Genomic DNA, 18,623 nt, shown 5'->3' with positions numbered 1-18,623 from the left:
ACACCATGCGCAACCACAAGACGATGGGCGGACTGGTCGCACTCGCCTTCGCGGCCTCCACCGTCCTGAGTGCCTGCGGAGGAGACTCGGGCGGCTCCGAGGTGAAGACCAACGAGGACGGCACGGCCACCATCACCATCGCCACGGTGGGATCGGACTCCGGCTCGCAGGCGTTCGTCGCCGAGAAGGAGGGCTTCTTCGAGGACCACGGCCTCGACGTGGAGGTGAAGATCGTCGCGAACGTCCCCGAGCTCGCGGCCGCCGTCGAGTCGGGCGACGCCCAGTTCGCCCTGACCTCGCCGACCTCGATCGCCTCGGCCAAGGCGGCCGGCGTCGACTTCACCATCGTGGCTGGCGGGGCGGTCTACACCGTCGACAACCCGGGGGTGTGGATCATGGTCCCCGAGGGCAGCGACATCGAGTCGCCCGCCGACCTCAAGGGCAAGACCATCGCCGTCAACGCCCTCAACACCATGCCGCACCTCTCGACGCTGGCCACCTTGGAGGACGCCGGCGTCGACGTGAAGTCGATCGAGGTCGTCACCCTCGACTTCACCCAGGTCGGCCAGGCCTTCGAGAGCGGCCAGGTCGACGCCGCCACGGTGACCGCGCCGTTCAACTACCAGATCGAGGGCGACGGCCTGGGCCACGCGATCGTGGCGCCGTACGACGCCGTCAACGACAGCCAGGACTTCTACAACACCATCTGGTTCGGCCAGGGCTCCCTGGCCGAGAAGCAGCCCGATGTCGTGAAGAAGTTCCAGGACGCGCTGCGCGACACCAACGCGTGGGCCAACGACCCGGCCAACGAGGCGGAGCGCAAGCAGATCCTGCAGGACTACACCGACCTGGCCGACGAGACGCTGGACGGCCTGCAGCTGCTGCAGTTCGGCGACGACGTGACGCCCGAGCTGATCCAGCCGGTCGTCGACATCATGGAGCACTTCAAGGTGCTCCCCCGCCCGATCGAGGCTGACGAGATCATCGCCGACGTCAAGTGATCCACACGCCGGTGGGGGCCCGCTGCGGGCCTCCACCGGCACCGATCGTGAACGACAAGAGCTGGCCGAGGCCGGAGGGAAAGAACGATGAGTGCCACCACCGCTGAGCGGGTCGATGCGCCCGGGGCCGACGAAACGGGGATCGCTGCCCGCCCCAGACCGACGCGACGGTGGCGCTCCGCCGTCAACCTGCGGGGCCTGGTCTTCGCGATCGGGCTGGTGCTCCTCCTGGAGCTGCTCACCGCGACGGTCGTGAGCTCCGTCTACGTCCCGCGTCCCTCGGAGATCGGCGAGGCGCTGGTCTCGGAGCTGCAGCGCGGCGACCTGATGAGCGGCATCGGGATCACGCTGGGCGCCTACCTGCAGGGCCTGGCGATCGCGGCCGTCGCCGGCGTCGTCCTCGGCGCGGCCCTGGGCGCCTCCGAGCTGGCGTACCAGACCTTCCGGATCCTCATCGAGTTCCTCCGCCCGCTGCCCTCGGTGGCGCTGATCCCGTTCTCGATCCTGCTGCTCGGCGTCGGCACCACCACGACGGTGGCGATGATCGTGTTCGCGTCCTTCTGGCCGATCCTGTTCAACACCTACTACGGCGTGCGCGCGGTCAACCCGGTGGCGATCGAGTCGGCCCGGATCTTCGGGCTCAGCCGCCGCCAGGTGTTCTTCCGGGTGCAGATCCCGAGCGCGGCGGTCAACATCGCCGCGGGCATCCGGATCAGCTCCGCGATCGCCCTCATCCTGGTGATCACCGTCGAGATCCTCACCCGCAGCGGCGGGCTCGGCTACTACATCGTGCGGATGCAGGTCGCCATCCGCACCGAGGACATGTACGCCGGCATCTTCGTGGTGGGCGTGATCGGCTACATCGTCGCCCTGGCCGTGGCCGGACTCGAGCGACGCGTCATCTTCTGGAACTCCGACATCCGAGAGGGCGGTGACCGGTGATGCGGTCGGCACTCACTACTCGCCTGCTGCCCTGGGCCGCGCCCTTGCTGCTGCTCGCCGTCTGGGAGTACGCCGGACGCCACACCACCAGCATCTACCTGCCACCCGCCAGCGAGGTGGCGAGAGCACTGCGCGACGACTGGATGTGGGACCACACCACGCAGGACCTGCTGCCCAGCCTGAAGAGGTTCGCGCTCGGCTACGTCGCCGGCAGCGCGCTGGGCATCGCGGTCGGGCTGGCGATCGGCTCGTCCCGCCGGGTCGCGCAGTACACCGGCCCGACCCTGGAGTTCCTGCGGGCGCTGCCGGCCGTCGCCGTGATGCCGGTCGCGATCCTGCTCTTCGGGCTCGGCGACGGCATGCGGATCTCGATCATCGCGTTCGGCGTGCTGTTCCCCGTCCTGGTCAACACCGCCGCGGGCGCGCGCAGCTGCCGCCAGGAGCGGATCGACGTGGCCGAGATGTTCGGCCTCAACCGGATCCAGGTGGTCCGCCGGGTGATCCTGCCCTCGGCGGTGCCGATGATCTCCGCGGGCCTGCGGGTCGGCCTGCCGATCGCGCTCATCATGATGGTCGTCTCGGAGCTCGTCGGCGGCAAGAACGGCATCGGCTTCTACCTCACCCAGGCCCAGTCGCTCTTCGACATCGCCGGCATGTTCTCCGCCCTGGTGATCCTCGGCGTGCTCGGCAACCTGATCAACTGGCTCTACGTGCGGGTCGAGACCAAGCAGCTGCACTGGGGGGCGCACCTGTAGCCGCGGTCGGCCCCCTGCCGGCAGCCTGTGCCGTACTGTGTACGACGACACCGGCGCGGGGGGCCGCCACCACAGCAGAGGAGACATGGGAAACGTGACCGAGACAGCGTCGGACGGCCCACGATGAGCCCCCAGGGGCGGCGCAACGCGAGCCGCGGCAAGATCAGCCGGGAGGCCATCGTCGCCGCGGCACTCGAGGTCTCCGACTCCAGCGCCGGACTCGATGCCGTCACCGTGCGCAGCCTGGCCACCAAGCTCGGCACCGGCACGATGACGCTCTACGGCTACTTCCGGAGCAAGGACGAGATCCTCGACGCGATGGCCGATCACGTGATGAGCGGGATCGAGCTGCCACCGGTCGAGGACGAGACGCCGGAGCAGGCACTGCGCGCCGTCGCCCAGGCGTTCGTCACGTTGATGACCGAGCACCCGAGCGTGTCCTGGCTGCTGTCCTCCCGGGTCACCCGGTCCCACGCGTCGTTGAAGGCGGCGATGGAGGACGTGCTCCAGCGGCTCGTGAACACCGGGATCCCACCCGAGACGGCCGTGCGCTGCTACGGCCTGCTCATCCAGTTCGCCCTGGGCTTCGCCGCCTACCAGGCTCCCCGCCAGTGGGGCGCCGCGAGCGGCGACGACGGCGCGGAGCTGCGCCGCCAGCAGGAGCACTACTGGGCCGGCCTGCCGGCGACCGAGTTCCCCCTGGTGGTCGCGCTCGCGCCCCAGCTGGTGATGCTGCCGACCGAGGACCAGTTCGACTGGGGCGTGGAGCTCCTCGTCCAGGTGCTCGCCCGCGCGCTGGAGGCCGACGCCCAGCACTCCTGACCGTTGCCTGGTTCGTACAAGATCCCGTACGCTGTACGAAACGAGCGGGAGGATCAAGATGAGCATCGGGTTCGGCACCGCCGCGCGCGTCGGCCACCTCTACCCCTCCGGCGGCCTGTGCGACTACGAGGTGCAGCTGATGGCGCCCGAGGGCGTCCAGTTCCTCACCACCCGGATGCCGTTCCGGCGCACCGGAGTCGCCGACGACCTCGCCCTGGCCGAGGGGCTGGAGGTCCACGCCGCCCTGCTCGCCGACGCGGCGGTCGACCTGATCGCGTTCAACTGCACGGCGGCGAGCATGCTGCTCGGCCCGGCGCGGATCAACGAGCGGATCACCGCGGCCACCGGCATCGCGAGTGTCACCACCATCGAGGCCGTCCTCGACGCCCTGGCACACCTCGACGCACGTCGCCTCGTCCTGCTCGACCCGTACCCGCGAGAGGTGGAGGACGCCGAGGTCGCCCACCTCGCCGCCGCCGGCTTCGAGGTCGTCGCGCGCGGTGGCCCCGAGTGTGCGACACCCGTGGAGCAGGGCAGCCTGCCTCCCGCGCAGTGGCGGCGGATCGCCGGCGCCGTCGACGCGCGCGGGGCGGACGCCGTCCTGATCAGCTGCGCCGGCGCCCAGGTGGCGAGCAGCATCGCGGCGATCGAGAGCGCGCTGGGCATCCCGGTGGTGGCCAGCAACCAGGCGCTGCTGTGGAAGGTCCTGCGCCTGCTCGACCTGCCGGCACCGGTCCAGGGCTACGGCCGACTACTGAACGAGGAGTCCTGAGAACATGTCCGATGCGCAGAGGTCGGGGTCACCGGCGATCGCGAAGGGCTACGCCGAGTCCCGCTTCGGCCAGCTGCACTACGCCGAGAGCGGCTCCGGCGCGCCGGTGCTCCTGCTGCACCAGACGCCGCGCTCGTGGGACGAGTACCGCGAGGTGCTGCCGCTCCTCGGCGCGACCCGGCACGCCGTGGCCATGGACACCCTGGGCTTCGGGGCATCGGCCCGGACGCCGGAGCCGTTCCGCATCGAGCTGTTCGCCGACGCCGTCGAGGACCTGATCGAGTCCCTCGGACTGCGCGACGTGAGCCTGGTCGGGCACCACACCGGCGGCGTCGTCGCGATCGAGGTCGCCGCGCGACGCGGCACGGACATCGCGAACCTGGTCCTCTCCGGCGTCCCGTACGTCGACGCGCCCCGCCGCGCCCGGGTCGCGGATGCCCCGCCCATCGACCACGTCACGCCCGCCGCTGACGGGAGCCACCTCGTCGAGCTGTGGAACCGGCGTCGCCCGTTCTACCCCGCCGACCGCCCCGACCTGCTGGCCCGCCTGGTCGCCGACGGCGTCCGGGTCCTCGACCGCGTCGAGGAGGGGCACCGGGCCGTGAACGCGTACCGGATGGAGGACCGGATCCGGCTGGTCCGGAGCCGGACCCTCGTGCTGTGCGGCGAGGAGGACGCCTACTCCCTGCCCGACGTGCCCCGACTCTGCGCCGCCGTCCCCGGCTCCACCTCGGCCGTGCTGCCCGGCACCGGGGTCCCGTCCGTCGACCACCGCCCGGACCTGTTCGCCGCGGCGGTCGGCGCCTTCCTCGACGAGGGAGCGGCGGGCCGGTGAGCACCGACCTGCCGGTCCACTGGCTCAGCCTCGGGGGCACGTTGCAGGCCCGGGGTCACGACCCGCTGGACGTCGACCGGTACTGGCAGACCGGGCGGTCGCTGACTCCCGAGGAGGTGCTCGACCCGGTCCGCTCCCTGGTCGGACCGGTCACCGTCGAGGCCGTCGCCTCCCGTCCCAGCCACGATCTTGCACCGGAGGACCTGCTCGCCCTGGTACGCCGCCTGCGCGCTCTCGACCCGGCAGCGGCGACCGGTGTGGTGCTCACGCTGGGGTCCAACGGCCTCGAGGAGGTCGCCTTCCTGGCCTGGCTGCTCGGCGCCCCCGTCCCCGTCGTCGTGTCCGCGGCGATGCGACCCCCGACCGCGGTCGGCAGCGACGCGCTGCCCAACCTCGTCGACGCCCTGGCCGTCGCGCGCAGCGTCGAGGCCAGCGAGCACGGCGTGCTCGTGGTCTCCGACGGCGCCGTCCTGCATCCTGCCGAGGTGATGAAGAGCCACAGCTCCCGGCTCGACTCCTTCCGGGCGAGCGCGACGCCGGTCGCCGACGTCCGCGCGGGAGTGACCCGGTGGCACCGCGCGGGCCGGCCCGGACCGCTGCGCGACGTGCCCGTCCCGGCCGGGCTGGCTCCGGTCGAGATCGTCACGTCCTACCTCGGAGCCGACGGTGCGGCCGTGCGCTCCGCCGTCGACCGCGGCGCGCGGGCAGTCGTCTCCGCCGGCACGGGCGCGGGCTTCCCGACCGGCGCGGAGCGACGTGCCCTCGAGGACGCGGCGGCTGCCGGCGTCGTCGTGTGCCAGGCCCAGCGCACGCCGTACGGCTCGGTCGCGGCGACGACAGGCCCCCTCCTGTGCGCCCGGGAGCTCACCCCGCAGAAGGCCCGGCTCCTGCTGGCCACCGCGCTCGCGACCGAGCGGCCGCGCAGCACCGAAGCGCTCCAGCGGCTGCTCGACGACGCGTCCCGCTGAGCCGCACCGCTCTCCTCAGACGCGGGCGGCGACCGGCTCCAGCCGCACGATCACGCCCTTCGAGGTCGGCGTGTTGCTGATGTCGGCGACGCTGTCGAGCGGCACCAGCACGTTGGTCTCGGGGTAGTACGCCGCGGCCGAACCACGGGCGGCCGGGTAGGCGACGACGCGGAAGCCCGCAGCGCGACGCTCCGTGCCGTCGGTCCAGATGCTCACGATGTCGACCAGGTCGCGGTCGGCGATGCCGAGCTCGGCGAGGTCGTCGGGGTTGACCATGACGACGCGGCGCGCGTCGTGGATGCCGCGGTAGCGGTCGTTCATGGCGTAGGGGATCGTGTTCCACTGGTCGTGCGAGCGCAGGCTCTGCAGCACCAGATGACCCTTCGGGGCGGCGATCATGTCCAGCTCGTTGCAGGTGAAGACCGCCTTGCCGCTCGGGGTCGGGAAACGACCCTCGTTGACCGGGTTGGGCAGCCGGAAGCCGCCGGGCGCGGCGACCCGCGCGTTGAAGTCCGCGAATCCCGGCACCACCCGCGCGATCCGGTCCCGCACCAGGGCGTAGTCGGCCTCGAAGTCCTCCCACGGGATGGCGCCACCGGGGGTGTCGTGGCCCAGGGTGCGGCGGGCCAGGCGGCCGATGATCGCGACCTCGCTCAGCAGGTGCGGCGAGGCGGGGTCGAGCCGGCCGCGGGACTGGTGCACCTCGCTCATCGAGTCCTCGACCGTCACGAACTGCTCGCCGGTGGCCTGGACGTCGCGGTCGCTGCGCCCGAGGGTCGGCAGGATGAGCGCGGTGTCGCCGCACACGGTGTGCGAGCGGTTGAGCTTGGTCGAGATCTGCACGGTCAGGCGGCAGTTGCGCAGCGCGGCCTCGGTCACGTCGCTGTCGGACATCGCGCGCACGAAGTTGCCGGCGACACCGACGAAGACGCTCGCCCTGCCGTCGCGCATCGCCCGCACCCCGGCGACCGAGTCGTAGCCGTGCGCGCGGGGTGGCGTGAAGTCGAACTCCGCGGCGAGCGCGTCGAGGAAGGAGTCGGGCACCCGCTCCCAGATGCCCATGGTGCGGTCGCCCTGCACGTTGCTGTGCCCCCGGACCGGGCACACCCCCGCGCCAGGACGGCCGAGGTTGCCGCGGAGCATCAGGAAGCTGACGATCTCGCGGATGGTCGGCACGCCGTGCCGGTGCTGGGTCAGGCCCATCGCCCAGCAGACGATGACCTTCCGGGCCCCCAGCACCTCGCGGTGGACGGCCTCGATCTCGGCGGCGGTCAGGCCGGTCGCCTCCAGCACGTGCTCCCAGGTGACGGTGCGCGTGTGAGCGGCGAAGGCGTCGTACCCGATGGTGTGGGCCGCGATGAAGTCGTGGTCAAGCACCGTGCCGGGCGCCGCGTCCTCGGCGTCGAGCAGCAGCCGGTTGAGCATCTGGAAGAGCGCGAGGTCGCCCCCGGGCCGGATCTTGAGGAACAGGTCGGCGATGACCGTGCCCTTCCCGACCACCCCGCTCGGCTTCTGCGGGTTCTTGAACCGGATCAGGCCGGCCTCGGGCAGCGGGTTGACCGCGATCACCCGGCCGCCGTTGCGCTTGGTCTCCTCGAGCGCCGAGAGCATCCGGGGATGGTTGGTGCCGGGGTTCTGGCCGACGACGAGGACCAGGTCCGACTCGTGGATGTCGTCGAGGGAGACACTGCCCTTGCCGACGCCGAGGGTCTCCCCCAGCCCTGAGCCGCTCGACTCGTGACACATGTTCGAGCAGTCCGGCAGGTTGTTGGTGCCGTAGGCGCGGGCGAAGAGCTGCAGCAGGAAGGCGGCCTCGTTGTTGAGGCGGCCCGAGGTGTAGAACATCGCCTCGTCGGGCGAGCCGAGGCCGTTGAGCTCGTCGGCCATGATGCCGAACGCCTCGTCCCAGCCGATCGGCTCGTAGTGGGTCGCGCCGGGCCGCTTGACCATCGGCTCGGTCAGCCGGCCCTGCTGGTTGAGCCACATGTCGGACGACGCGCCGAGCTCGGCGACGGAGTGCTCGGCGAAGAACTCCCGCGTCACCCGCCGCGTCGTCGCCTCGTCGCTGACGTGCTTGGCGCCGTTCTCGCAGTACTCGTTCTTGTGCCGGTGCTTCGGGTCCGGCCAGGCGCAGCCCGGGCAGTCGATGCCCTCGGCCTGGTTGAGGCTGAGCAGGGTGAGCATCGTGCGCTTCGGCCCGGCCTGGGCCAGCGCGTACTCCATCGCGTGGGCCACGGCGGGTACGCCGGCGGCGTACTGCTTCGGTGGGGTGACCGTCAGGTCGTCCTGCGGATCCGCGTCCGGCCGTCTCCTGCTCATCCCCGCAGCGTGCCGCCCTGGCGGTACGGCGTCAAACGGCGACACACCATGGCGCCGGACGGATCGGCTCCTCGCCCTACCACGGCCACTAAGGGTCGCCTTACGTGCGTATCTCACATGATCCCGGTCACCTACTGGTCAGTAGCGGGGGTAGCGTGGCCCCCTGTGGCAACGACGACGCGTCCCGAACTGGTGAAGGGCTCACGTGCAGCCCGTTCGACCATCGCTCTGAAACTCCTCATGGCCGTGAGCGGCCTGCTGTTCATCGGCTTCGTTCTGGGGCACATGTACGGCAACCTCAAGGCCTTCGCCGGCGAGGAGGCGTTCAACGAGTACGCGCACCACCTGCGCGAGCTCGGCGAGCCGATGCTCCCGCACGAGGGCTTCCTCTGGATCATGCGCGTCGGCCTGATCGTCGCCGTCATCGTCCACATCGCGTGCGCGGTCGCCCTGTGGCGCCGCGCCGCCGCCGCCAGGCCGGTGAAGTACGTCGCCAAGAAGAACACCGGCTCGTCGCTCTCCTCGCGCACCATGCGCTGGGGCGGCGTGACGCTGCTGGTCTTCATCGTGTGGCACCTGCTCAACTTCACGATCGTGAAGGTCAACCCCAGCAACGGCGAGACCGGCGGCGACAACCCCTACGGCCTCCTGGTCGACACCTTCGACACCTGGTGGATGACGATCGTCTACCTGCTCGCGATGGTCGCCCTCGGCCTCCACCTGCACCACGGCACGTTCAGCTCGCTGCAGACACTCGGCTTCACCAACTCCGCGGTCTCCCGCGCCCGGGCACGGGCGACCGGCTGGATCGTGGCGATCGTGATCGCCGGCGGCTTCTCGCTGGTCCCGTTGTCCGTCCTCGTCGGCATCATCGAGAAGTAAGGAGCTCCCCCCATGGCTGGCAGCACCCTCCACGACGGGCTCACCCCGCTCAACGAGCCGTCCGTTCAGAAGTCCGACGACGCGCACGGCTACTACACGCTCGGCGAGAACATCGTCGACCCGGTCGCCCCCACGGGCCCGATCGCCGATCGCTGGACCACCCGCAAGTTCGAGAACCGCCTGGTCAACCCGGCCAACCGCCGCAAGCTCGACGTGATCATCGTCGGCACCGGCCTGGCCGGCGGCGCCGCCGCCGCCACGCTCGGCGAGGCCGGCTACAACGTGAAGTCCTTCTGCTACCAGGACTCCCCGCGCCGGGCGCACTCGATCGCCGCCCAGGGCGGCATCAACGCGGCCAAGAACTACAAGGAGGACGGCGACTCGACGTTCCGTCTCTTCTACGACACCGTCAAGGGCGGCGACTACCGCTCGCGCGAGTCGAACGTCTACCGCCTGGCCGAGGTCTCGGCCAACATCATCGACCAGTGCGTCGCCCAGGGCGTCCCCTTCGCCCGTGACTACGGCGGCCTGCTCGACAACCGCTCGTTCGGTGGCGTGCAGGTCTCCCGCACCTTCTACGCCCGGGGCCAGACCGGCCAGCAGCTGCTGATCGGCGCCTACCAGGCCATGGAGCGCCAGGTCGCCGCCGGCACGGTGCAGTCCTTCACCCGGCATGAGATGTTGGAGCTGATCGTCGTCGACGACGGCACCGGACCTCGCGCGCGCGGCATCATCGCCCGCGACATGGTCTCCGGCGAGATCGAGACCCACCTCGCCGACGTCGTCGTGCTCGCCACCGGCGGCTACGGCAACGTCTTCTTCCTCTCCACCAACGCGATGGGGTCCAACGTCACCGCCGCGTGGCGGGCGCACCGCAAGGGCGCCTACATGGCCAACCCCTGCTACACGCAGATCCACCCGACCTGCATCCCGGTCTCCGGCGAGCACCAGTCGAAGCTGACCCTGATGTCGGAGTCGCTGCGCAACGACGGCCGGATCTGGGTGCCGAAGAAGAAGGAGGACTGCGACAAGGACCCGCGGGACATCCCCGAGGAGGACCGCGACTACTACCTGGAGCGGATCTACCCGTCCTTCGGCAACCTGGTCCCCCGCGACATCGCCTCGCGCCAGGCGAAGAACATGTGCGACGAGGGTCGCGGTGTCGGCCCGATGGTCGGCGACTTCCGTCGCGGCGTCTACCTCGACTTCGCCGACGCGATCAAGCGTCTCGGCAAGGACGCCATCGAGGAGAAGTACGACAACCTCCTCGACATGTACGAGCGGATCACGGGTGAGAACCCGTACGAGGTCCCGATGCGGATCTACCCCGCCGTCCACTACGTGATGGGCGGCCTGTGGGTCGACTACCACCTGCAGTCCAACGTCCCCGGCCTGTTCGTCTCCGGCGAGGCCAACTTCTCCGACCACGGCGCCAACCGGCTCGGCGCCTCCGCGCTCATGCAGGGCCTGGCCGACGGCTACTTCGTCCTCCCGAACACCATCCGCGAGTACCTCGCCGACGGCCCGTTCGAGAAGATCGACGAGTCGCACCCGGCCGTCGTCGAGGCGAAGCAGAACGTCGAGGACCGGGTCGCCAAGTTCCTCTCCATCAACGGCACCCGCTCGGCCGACAGCTACCACAAGGAGCTCGGCAACATCATGTGGGAGTACTGCGGCATGGAGCGGACCGAGGAGGGCCTGCGCAAGGCCATCGACCTCATCCGCGAGCTCAAGGCCGACTTCTGGAGCAACCTGAAGGTCCTCGGCTCCGCCGACACCCTCAACCAGAGCCTGGAGAAGGCCGGACGGGTGGCCGACTTCATCGAGCTCGGCGAGCTCATGTGCATCGACGCCCTCAACCGGCGCGAGTCCTGCGGTGGCCACTTCCGGGGCGAGTCGCAGACCGAGGACGGCGAGGCGCTGCGCCACGACGACGAGTTCGCCTACGTGGCGGCCTGGGAGTGGGGTGGCGACTCGCTCGAGGGCGGCCAGCCGGTGCTGCACAAGGAAGACCTGATCTACACCGCCATCGAGATGAAGCAGAGGTCCTACAAGTGAGCGCGGGCGACATGAACCTCACCCTCAAGATCTGGCGCCAGAGCGGGCCCGACGACAAGGGCGGCATCCACACCTACCAGGTCTCGGGGATCTCGCAGGACATGAGCTTCCTGGAGATGCTCGACGTGCTCAACGAGCAGCTGAACGAGAAGGGCGAGGAGCCCGTCGCGTTCGACTCCGACTGTCGTGAGGGCATCTGCGGCATGTGCTCGCTGATGATCAACGGCGAGGCGCACGGCCCCGAGGTCACCACGACCTGCCAGCTCCACATGCGCTCGTTCAACGACGGCGACACCATCACCATCGAGCCGTGGCGTGCCGAGCCCTTCCCGGTCATCAAGGACCTGGTCGTGGACCGCTCCGCCTTCGACCGGATCATCCAGTCCGGCGGCTTCGTCTCGGCCAACACCGGCTCCGCCCCCGAGGCCAACTCGGTTCCCGCGCCGCGCGACAAGGCCATGCGCGCCTTCAACGTGGCCACCTGCATCGGCTGCGGCGCCTGCGTCGCCGCCTGCCCGAACGGATCGGCGTCGCTGTTCGTCGGCGCCAAGATCACCCACCTCGGCGAGCTGCCACAGGGCCAGCCGGAGCGGTGGACCCGGGTGGTCGACATGGTCGGCCAGCACGACCACGAGGGCTTCGGCGGCTGCACCAACATCGGCGAGTGCGCCGCGGCCTGCCCGAAGGAGATCCCGCTCGACGTGATCTCGCAGCTCAACAAGGACCTGCGCACCGCGCTGGCGAACGGCCACTGACCCGGCGCAGTCTGAATCCCCAAACGCGCCGACCCGGCGCAGATTGAATTCAATCTGCGCCGGGTCGGCGCGTTTCTCGGCTCAAGCTGCGACGGGTCGCGGATCTCAGTCGCGGCCGGAGGCTCGCTTCAGCATCGCGTTGTACGCCGTCAGCTCCGCATCGCCGTCGCGGTCGGCCGCGCGGTCGCGGCGCTTGGCCTCCCGCTCGTCGTCGCGCCACCACTGGATGAGGAGGACGACGATGACCATCACCATCGGGACCTCGCCGAGAGCCCAGTTCATGGCGCCCGCGAGGTGCTGGTCCTCGGACAGGCTCGTGACATAGGGGACGTCGAGCAGCCGGAAGTACTCCCCGCCGATCACCCGCTCCGAGCCCATCACGCTGATCGAGAAGAACGCGTGGAAGGGCATCGTGACGAGGAGCAGCATCAGCCGGCCGACGTACGACGTGCCGGCGCCGGGCCGGTCTCCGAGCAGCACCTCGAAGAACACCAGTCCCGCCAGCAGGAAGTGCAGCTCCATGGCCAGGTGGCCGAGGTGGTTGCGCATCAGGACGTCGAACAGGCTGCTGAAGTAGACGACGTACAGGCTGCCGACGAGCAGCACCGCGGCGGTCACCGGGTGCAGCACGAGGCGCGCCGCCCGCGAGTCGAGGGCGGCGGCGAGGAGCTGGCGCGGTCCGGTGCCGCCGGGGACGTCGCTGCCGGGCAGCGCGCGTAGCGCGAGCTGGATCGGGCGGCCGGAGACGAGCAGGATCGGCGCGACCATCGAGAGCGCCATGTGGGCGGCCATGTGGGCGCTGAACATGACGCCGGCGTAGCTGCCGAGGCCGCCGAACGTGGCGTAGGCGACCACGGCGAGACCCGAGCACCAGGCGATCGTGCGGCCGACCGGCCAGCGGTCCCCGCGGCGGCGCAGGGTGCGGATCCCGACGAGGTACGCCGCGGCGCCGAGACCGACGACGAGGAAGCCCAGTCCCGACGGGGTGAACGACCACAGCAGCCGGCCGAGCGTCGGCGCGGGAGGCATCGGGCCGCCGAGGAGACTCTCGGCGAGGGAGGTGTAGAGGTCCTCCGGCGCCGGGGGCGGCGTCCGGCTGAGCCCGACGCCGGCACCGACGGCGACGGCCATGACGAGCAGCTCGAGCCCGGTCAGCCGCAGCAGCAGCACCCAGTCCGGCACCGCGCTCGCGACCACGCGGCGGCGCAGGGTGAGGCCGATCAGGCCGACGACGACCACCACGGCGGCCTTGATCAGCACGCCGGTGCCGTACGTCGACAGGAGGTCGGCGGGCCGCTCGAGCCGCACCCAGGCACTCACCACACCCGAGACCGCGGTCAGCCCCAGGCACCAGCCGGCCAGTGCGGAGAACCGGCGCAGCGCGCGGTCGCGCACCTTGGCCGCGAGCGCGAGGTGCCACCACAGGGCCAGCAGGCCGGCGATCCAGACCACCGCCGTGACGACGTGCACGACCATCGCCACGATCGCGGCGTCGTGGTTGCCGGCCGAGGACGCGTGCCCGGTGAGGATCGGCGGCACGACGGCGACGAGCGCGAGGCCGAGGAGGACGAGCACGCCCCGGGCGGTCAGCACCCAACGGGCCGCGATCGCGAGGATCGCCAGGAGCGCGGCCTGGGCCAGCAGCGCGCGGGGCTGGTCGACACCGGTGGCGAAGCCGCGCAGCTCCCGCCACCGGATGTCGCCCACCGGGACTGCGAACTGGTCGGAGTAGGTCAGCACCACCTGGGCGAGCGCGACCGCGCACCATCCGGCGGCCAGCCGGCGCACCGGCAGCAGGGCACGGAAGGCGGTCCCGCCGAGCTCGCTCTCCGGGCGCCGCATGGTGAGCGGCGCGACGAGGAGCCCGGCGACCACCGCGACCGCGAGCACGTCGGCGACCAGCCGCAGCGCGGGCAGCCCCCATCCGGTGAGCCGGCCGGGGTCGGGCAGGCCGGGGATCGGCTCCTGGGGCGCGCCGCCGCCGGCCACGAGGATCACGAAGGCGACCGCGGCGGCCAGGACCAGCGCGGCGCCGACCGGCGTCAGGCGGCGGCGCTCCCGCACCGTCGGAGCGCTCATCGCGGCCTCCGGCGGCTCCACAGCAGCAGCCCGCCGGCGACGGCGAACAGGGCGACCGCGACGCCGACCTGGACCTGGCCCAGCGACGGCCCCCCGTCGTCGACCTCGTCGCGCGCGGCCGGGGTCCGGTCGGTCCCGGCGTCCGGCGTCGTGGAGGCCGCAGGCGCCGACGGCAGGGTGTCGTCCAGCGGTCCGTCGCCCACGACGAAGGCGATCCGGCCGGTGACCGGGTGCCCGTCCTCGGAGACGACCCGGAAGGCCAGGCCGTAGGTCCCCTCGGGGGCGGCGCCCCCGAGGTCGACGGTCACCACGCCGCCGTCGATCCTGGCCTCACCCTGGTCGGCGCGGGAGCCGTCAGGCGCGGTGACCACGACGTACGCCGGCGCGCTGATCGGCTCGCTGAACTCGAGCTGCGCCTGACCCGGGAGCCGCTCGAACCGCTGTCCTGCGTCCGGGTCGCTGCCGACCAGCGACGCGTGTGCCGCGGCGGGCAGGCTCCAGCCCGCTGCCAGGACGGCGACCAGCGCCGTACCCACAGCCGCGACCAGCGCGGCGGACCGCGCGTGCTTCCTCATGATGGTGAACTCTCCCCCGTGGTGACGCTCTCGATGCCCTCCAGCAGCTGCTGGCCGACGTAGCCGCCCGGCGGCGCCGCGGGCGGGACGGCGTAGACGGCCGAGCCGATGGTGACGACCCAGTCGTTGAGCCGGTCGAGCTGGTCGAGCCGGCGCTGGACCGGGACGAACTGGCGGGCCGGGTCGGCGGCGAAGGCCAGGAAGACGAGCCCGCTGTCCTCACCGCTGCTGCGCGCCGGGTCCGGCTCGGTGTAGTTGTACGCGCGACGCAGGAAGCGCTCGCCCGGGTCGGCGCTGCGGGCCCGGGCGATGTGGCTGGCCGGGTCGATCACCGGGAAGCCGAACCGGTCCGTGGCGGCGAAGTCGGGCTCGTCGAACTCCCGCTCCCCCGTGAGCGGCGCACCGGTGTCGAGGCGGCGGCCCACCACGACCTCCCGGCCGACCCGGTCGACCCGGTCCCACTTCTCGAGCTGCATCCGGATCCGTCGTACGACGAGGAAGGTGCCGCCCGCGAACCCCCCGTCGCCCCCGTCGCCCTCGGCCCAGACCAGGGGAGCGAAGTCCGGCTCGGCGGGCGCCGGGTTGACCGTGCCGTCGACCTGCCCCATCAGGTTGCGCATGGTGGTGCCGTCGGGGACGGTGCCGCGCGCGGTGCGGAAGCCGGCCTGGATCCAGCGCACCTCGGCGAAGGTGCGGGCGTCCTTGACCAGCATCCGCCGAGCGTGGGCCAGCGTGGTCGGGTCGTCACAGCAGATCTGCGCGACGACGTCCGTCTGGCCCCAGCGCGGGTCGAGCCGGTCACGGCCGAAGGGCGGCAGGTCCGTGAGCCCGGGCCGGCGGGCGGCGGGCACGAGCTCACGGAGCACCCGCGGTCCGAAGCCGAAGGTGACGGTGAGTCGGGCCGGATGCGCCGCCAGCTCGGGCTCGGTGTCGGCCAGGGCCGCGGTGCCCGTGGCCAGCCGGGCGGCGTCGTCGCTGAGCAGGCGCATCATCCGGATCAGCCCGGTCCCGTCCGTGCCCGCACGCAGACTCCAGCCGACCAGGGCCAGGTGCGCCTGCGGCGCGGTGTCGACACCGGGCTGATGGGTGCCGACGACCGGCACGGTCTCCGCGCCCGCGGACGGACCGACCACCGGGGTCCGGCCGTCGGCGGGTGCCGCCGTGGCGGAGCCGTTCGCCACGAGGGCGGACCCGCTCCACCCGGCACCGGCGCCGCCGAAGGCGGCGGCGCCGGTGCGGAGGACGCGCCGGCGGTCCCACCGGGGACCGCCGGACATCAGTGCTCGCCGCCGTTCTGGTACTGCTCGTCGGCGCCGTCGAAGGCCTTGACGGTGGCCTCCACCGTCGCGGTCGAGCCGTCGCCGAGGGTGAGCGTGAGGGTGAGCGTCGTCCCGGGCTCGACCGGCGCGCTCAGGCCCATCAGCATCAGGTGGTCACCGCCGGGCTCCAGCGTCAGGCTGCCGCCCGCCGGGATGACGAAGCCGCCCTCCTTGGGCCGCATCGCCATCGAGCCGTCCTCGTTCTCGACGGTCTCATGGAGCTCGGTGGAGGTGGCGGCGGCGGTGTGGGCGCTGACCACGGTCAGGTCGTCGGTCCCGTCGTTGGCCAGGGTGCCGAAGGCCGCGGTCATGCCGTCGGGCGCGGCCTTGACCCACGGGTCGGTGACGCTGAGATCGGTCGCGCCGGCAGCGCCGGCGGTGGGGCTGCCCGTCGCGTCGGTCGCGTCGGTCGTCGTGGCCGGTGCCGCATCGCGGGCGTCGTCGGAGCCGCCGCAGGCGGTGAAGGCGGGCAGGAGGGCAGCGGTCAGTGCCGCTACGCAGAGGTGCTTCTTCATCTGGGTTCCGTTCGGTGGGCGCGCCGCGGCGCGCGAGGGAGCGCATGCGCGCCACCGGAGCGGTCAGCGCATGGCGCAGGAGGGGACGAGAGGTGCGCTCCCCCACGGCGGTGCCCGTGGCCGACCGGGGCGGGCGGCGGGCCTGCCGCGCAGCCGGCGGACCCGGCTCGTCGTGCGGGTCCGGTAGCCGACCACCGGAAGCGCCACGGCCAGCAGCAGGGGCAGCAGCCACCCGGCAGCGGCCCGGACGACGTCGAGCGCGGCCCGGTCGAGACCGGCCGCGATCACGATGGTGGCGACCGCAACGAGCGCGTGGAGCCCCAGCATCGTCAGGGTCGGCAGCACCGGGCCCGCCGCCGCGGCGCCCTCGGCGTGTCCGTGCGCGTGCGCAGGGGCGCCGGACGGCGCCAGCATGAGGCAGAGGTGGCCGAGCGTCTGGGCGACGAGCGCGGTCCCCGCGATCCGGGCCAGCCCGACCGCGTTGCCGGGCGTCAGCGCGATGCTCATCGGCACCACGACGGCGGTGACGACCAGCCCCGGGACCAGCTCGAGCGACCCGCCCGCGACGACGTGGGCGACCAGCGCGCCGAAGGCCGCCACGCTTCCGGCGGCCACGCCCCTGACCCGCCGGAAGCGCCGGGCCCGCGCCTGCGCGCGGGCTACGGGTCCGGTGGTCATGAGTGCTCCAGGTCGGGCGGTCGGGGCGGGCTCAGGCGTCCTTCGACGCCCGCAGTGCCTTCCAGCCCAGGGAGCCGAGCAGGCCGGCGATCACGAAGTTCACCACGATCAGCACGCTGTGGGCGACCCAGTAGCCGGTCGCTCGGTCCTCGCCCGCGTCGTAAGCCTGGTAGAGGTTCTTGGCGAAGTTGCCGAAGGAGAAGACGTTCCAGGCGGCGACCGCCAGGAGCAGGAGGGCGTGCTTGCGCTCGAACTTCACCTCGACAGTGTCCCAGACCCCTCCACGCGGCCCCGCCGCGGCCGTCGGCGCAGGCCGGCCAGTGTGAGCAAGGCCCCGACCAGGCCGCCCGCGGCGAACGAGGTGAGGCCCGGCAGTCGTGGTGCTGGCGCCGGACCGGCGGACGGCTCGGCCGCCGGCGCGACGGCCGCGGCGATCGCCGCGGCGGCCGGGACCGGGGCCGGCGGGCGTTCGGCCGCAGGACTGGTCAGCGCCCACGCGGCGGCGTAGAGGATCACCCGCGAGAAGTAGTTGATCCAGACCAGCAGGATCAGCGCGATACCGAAGGCCTGGAACGCCGGCTGACCACGGCTCGACGCCAGCAGCAGGCCGGAGAGCTGCTTGAGGACCTCGAACCCGATCGCGCCCAGCCACGCCCCCGACCACAGCGCCCGGGCCGGCAGCGAGGTCCGCACGAGCAGCCGGAACATGAGGAAGAACAGCAGCGCCGCGGAGGCCAGGCCGAGCAGGACGGCGGCGACGGTGACCAGCCAGCCGAGCTCGGCACCGACGTCCACCATGTCGAGCACCGCCCGCGACGCGCGGGTCAGCACCGCCGAGGTGACCACGCTGAGCAGCAGGACCGTGCCGAGCACGGCCAGGGTGAGCAGGTCCCGCAGCTTGCCGATGACGAAGTTGGGTCGCAGCCGCTCCGGCAGCTCGAAGAGCACCGTCAGCGCCGCCTGGAGGGACGAGAGCCAGCCGAGGCCGGCGTACAGGACTCCGGCGAGACCGATCAGTCCCACGGCACCGGCGGCCGCTTGGACGTCGCCGAGGTTCACCTGCCCGTCGCCGTCGCCGACCAGGCCGGGCAGCACCTCGTCGATGGCCTTGATCAGCGCGTCCTGCGCGTCGGGGAACACCCGCGAGATCCAGCCGACCACGAAGAAGGCGAGGGCGAGGATCGGGAAGACCGAGAGGAACCCGAAGTAGGTCACCCCGCCGGCCTGCTGGCTGCCCTGAACCCCGCTGTAGTGCTCCTGCATCCGCACGGCGTGATCCACCGTCGGATGCCGCTCACGGAGCTCGGCGATCGTGGCCTTGGCGCGTTCGACCAACGTCATGGGCGCC

At 71.9% G+C, this 18,623-nt stretch carries 18 protein-coding genes; 10 read left to right on the top strand and 8 right to left on the bottom strand.

The annotated features are described in order from the left end of the window. The first annotated feature begins 5 nt into the window (after window positions 1-5). From KVF89_RS17825 to KVF89_RS17795, 7 genes are all read left to right on the top strand, one after another. Window positions 6-1,001 (top strand): ABC transporter substrate-binding protein, encoded by a 996-nt coding sequence (locus KVF89_RS17825; RefSeq protein ID WP_257427429.1) that lies wholly within the window; start codon window positions 6-8, stop codon window positions 999-1,001. Between the two features lie 87 nt (window positions 1,002-1,088). Next, window positions 1,089-1,943 carry an ABC transporter permease gene (locus tag KVF89_RS17820; RefSeq protein WP_257427428.1) on the top strand — a complete coding sequence of 285 codons (855 nt, stop codon included), beginning with the start codon at window positions 1,089-1,091 and terminating at the stop codon, window positions 1,941-1,943. After that, a complete protein-coding gene (locus KVF89_RS17815) occupies window positions 1,943-2,698 on the top strand; it encodes an ABC transporter permease (RefSeq protein ID WP_257427427.1) in 756 nt (251 codons plus the stop codon). Before KVF89_RS17820 ends, KVF89_RS17815 begins: the two co-directional genes overlap by 1 nt. A gap of 123 nt (window positions 2,699-2,821) precedes the next feature. Then, a complete protein-coding gene (locus KVF89_RS17810; RefSeq protein ID WP_257427426.1) occupies window positions 2,822-3,520 on the top strand; it encodes a TetR/AcrR family transcriptional regulator in 699 nt (232 codons plus the stop codon). 58 nt (window positions 3,521-3,578) lie between these two features. Further along, window positions 3,579-4,292, top strand: a complete 714-nt coding sequence (locus KVF89_RS17805) for a maleate cis-trans isomerase family protein (RefSeq protein WP_257427425.1) — start codon at window positions 3,579-3,581, stop codon at window positions 4,290-4,292. A gap of 4 nt (window positions 4,293-4,296) precedes the next feature. After that, window positions 4,297-5,127, top strand: a complete 831-nt coding sequence (locus KVF89_RS17800) for an alpha/beta fold hydrolase (RefSeq protein ID WP_257427424.1) — start codon at window positions 4,297-4,299, stop codon at window positions 5,125-5,127. Continuing rightward, window positions 5,124-6,095: an asparaginase gene (locus tag KVF89_RS17795; RefSeq protein WP_257427423.1), complete on the top strand. Its 972-nt coding sequence runs from the start codon at window positions 5,124-5,126 to the stop codon at window positions 6,093-6,095. The genes KVF89_RS17800 and KVF89_RS17795 overlap by 4 nt, the downstream gene beginning before the upstream one ends. Window positions 6,096-6,110: 15 nt before the next feature. Here KVF89_RS17795 and KVF89_RS17790 read toward each other — a convergent pair whose 3' ends face one another. Further along, window positions 6,111-8,414 (bottom strand): FdhF/YdeP family oxidoreductase, encoded by a 2,304-nt coding sequence (locus KVF89_RS17790; RefSeq protein WP_257427422.1) that lies wholly within the window; start codon window positions 8,412-8,414, stop codon window positions 6,111-6,113. Window positions 8,415-8,531: 117 nt separating this feature from the next. Between KVF89_RS17790 and KVF89_RS17785 the strand changes: the two genes are divergently transcribed. From KVF89_RS17785 to KVF89_RS17775, 3 genes are read left to right on the top strand one after another with little or no spacing between them, the layout of a single operon-like run. Continuing rightward, window positions 8,532-9,296 (top strand): succinate dehydrogenase cytochrome b subunit, encoded by a 765-nt coding sequence (locus KVF89_RS17785; protein ID WP_257427421.1) that lies wholly within the window; start codon window positions 8,532-8,534, stop codon window positions 9,294-9,296. Between the two features lie 12 nt (window positions 9,297-9,308). Continuing rightward, entirely contained in the window at window positions 9,309-11,354 is a 2,046-nt protein-coding gene (locus KVF89_RS17780) for a fumarate reductase/succinate dehydrogenase flavoprotein subunit (protein ID WP_257427420.1), read from the top strand. Between the two features lie 11 nt (window positions 11,355-11,365). Next, the gene (locus KVF89_RS17775; protein WP_257427627.1) at window positions 11,366-12,109 is read left to right on the top strand and encodes a succinate dehydrogenase/fumarate reductase iron-sulfur subunit; all 744 of its coding nucleotides are present in this window, start codon (window positions 11,366-11,368) and stop codon (window positions 12,107-12,109) included. Window positions 12,110-12,214: 105 nt separating this feature from the next. Here the strand turns inward: KVF89_RS17775 and KVF89_RS17770 are convergent, their stop codons facing one another. The 7 genes from KVF89_RS17770 to KVF89_RS17740 all read right to left on the bottom strand — a co-directional run bounded on the left by KVF89_RS17770 (window position 12,215) and on the right by KVF89_RS17740 (window position 18,616). Further along, on the bottom strand, window positions 12,215-14,188 hold the full coding sequence (locus KVF89_RS17770) for a cytochrome c oxidase assembly protein (protein WP_257427419.1): 1,974 nt from the start codon (window positions 14,186-14,188) through the stop codon (window positions 12,215-12,217). Beyond that, on the bottom strand, window positions 14,185-14,763 hold the full coding sequence (locus tag KVF89_RS17765; RefSeq protein WP_257427418.1) for a copper resistance CopC family protein: 579 nt from the start codon (window positions 14,761-14,763) through the stop codon (window positions 14,185-14,187). Before KVF89_RS17765 ends, KVF89_RS17770 begins: the two co-directional genes overlap by 4 nt. Further along, a complete protein-coding gene (locus KVF89_RS17760) occupies window positions 14,760-16,040 on the bottom strand; it encodes a Dyp-type peroxidase (protein ID WP_257427417.1) in 1,281 nt (426 codons plus the stop codon). The genes KVF89_RS17765 and KVF89_RS17760 overlap by 4 nt, the downstream gene beginning before the upstream one ends. Then, window positions 16,040-16,597, bottom strand: coding sequence for a copper chaperone PCu(A)C (locus KVF89_RS17755; protein WP_257427416.1), 558 nt, complete (start codon window positions 16,595-16,597; stop codon window positions 16,040-16,042). The genes KVF89_RS17760 and KVF89_RS17755 overlap by 1 nt, the downstream gene beginning before the upstream one ends. 63 nt (window positions 16,598-16,660) lie before the next feature. Further along, the gene (locus tag KVF89_RS17750) at window positions 16,661-17,275 is read right to left on the bottom strand and encodes a hypothetical protein (RefSeq protein WP_257427415.1); all 615 of its coding nucleotides are present in this window, start codon (window positions 17,273-17,275) and stop codon (window positions 16,661-16,663) included. Window positions 17,276-17,306: 31 nt separating this feature from the next. Then, complete coding sequence (locus tag KVF89_RS17745; RefSeq protein WP_257427414.1) at window positions 17,307-17,534, bottom strand: SCO4848 family membrane protein; 228 nt, start codon at window positions 17,532-17,534, stop codon at window positions 17,307-17,309. Further along, the gene (locus tag KVF89_RS17740) at window positions 17,531-18,616 is read right to left on the bottom strand and encodes a YihY/virulence factor BrkB family protein (RefSeq protein WP_257427413.1); all 1,086 of its coding nucleotides are present in this window, start codon (window positions 18,614-18,616) and stop codon (window positions 17,531-17,533) included. The genes KVF89_RS17745 and KVF89_RS17740 overlap by 4 nt, the downstream gene beginning before the upstream one ends. Between the last annotated feature and the right edge of the window lie 7 nt (window positions 18,617-18,623).

It is taken from the genome of Nocardioides carbamazepini, from assembly GCF_024614185.1.
Classification (GTDB): Bacteria; Actinomycetota; Actinomycetes; order Propionibacteriales; family Nocardioidaceae; genus Nocardioides; species Nocardioides carbamazepini.
The sequence above is the reverse complement of the archived record's forward strand: the minus strand, read 5'-3'. Positions and strand labels throughout refer to the sequence as shown.

Coding starts and splice junctions, on each gene's coding strand:
- KVF89_RS17825 (WP_257427429.1), top strand. CDS start 6: ATGCGCAACCACAAGACGATGGGCGGACTGGTCGCACTCGCCTTCGCG.
- KVF89_RS17820 (WP_257427428.1), top strand. CDS start 1,089: ATGAGTGCCACCACCGCTGAGCGGGTCGATGCGCCCGGGGCCGACGAA.
- KVF89_RS17815 (WP_257427427.1), top strand. CDS start 1,943: ATGCGGTCGGCACTCACTACTCGCCTGCTGCCCTGGGCCGCGCCCTTG.
- KVF89_RS17810 (WP_257427426.1), top strand. CDS start 2,822: ATGAGCCCCCAGGGGCGGCGCAACGCGAGCCGCGGCAAGATCAGCCGG.
- KVF89_RS17805 (WP_257427425.1), top strand. CDS start 3,579: ATGAGCATCGGGTTCGGCACCGCCGCGCGCGTCGGCCACCTCTACCCC.
- KVF89_RS17800 (WP_257427424.1), top strand. CDS start 4,297: ATGTCCGATGCGCAGAGGTCGGGGTCACCGGCGATCGCGAAGGGCTAC.
- KVF89_RS17790 (WP_257427422.1), bottom strand. CDS start 8,414: ATGAGCAGGAGACGGCCGGACGCGGATCCGCAGGACGACCTGACGGTC.
- KVF89_RS17785 (WP_257427421.1), top strand. CDS start 8,532: ATGATCCCGGTCACCTACTGGTCAGTAGCGGGGGTAGCGTGGCCCCCT.
- KVF89_RS17780 (WP_257427420.1), top strand. CDS start 9,309: ATGGCTGGCAGCACCCTCCACGACGGGCTCACCCCGCTCAACGAGCCG.
- KVF89_RS17775 (WP_257427627.1), top strand. CDS start 11,366: ATGAACCTCACCCTCAAGATCTGGCGCCAGAGCGGGCCCGACGACAAG.
- KVF89_RS17770 (WP_257427419.1), bottom strand. CDS start 14,188: ATGAGCGCTCCGACGGTGCGGGAGCGCCGCCGCCTGACGCCGGTCGGC.
- KVF89_RS17765 (WP_257427418.1), bottom strand. CDS start 14,763: ATGAGGAAGCACGCGCGGTCCGCCGCGCTGGTCGCGGCTGTGGGTACG.
- KVF89_RS17760 (WP_257427417.1), bottom strand. CDS start 16,040: ATGTCCGGCGGTCCCCGGTGGGACCGCCGGCGCGTCCTCCGCACCGGC.
- KVF89_RS17755 (WP_257427416.1), bottom strand. CDS start 16,597: ATGAAGAAGCACCTCTGCGTAGCGGCACTGACCGCTGCCCTCCTGCCC.
- KVF89_RS17750 (WP_257427415.1), bottom strand. CDS start 17,275: ATGACCACCGGACCCGTAGCCCGCGCGCAGGCGCGGGCCCGGCGCTTC.
- KVF89_RS17740 (WP_257427413.1), bottom strand. CDS start 18,616: ATGACGTTGGTCGAACGCGCCAAGGCCACGATCGCCGAGCTCCGTGAG.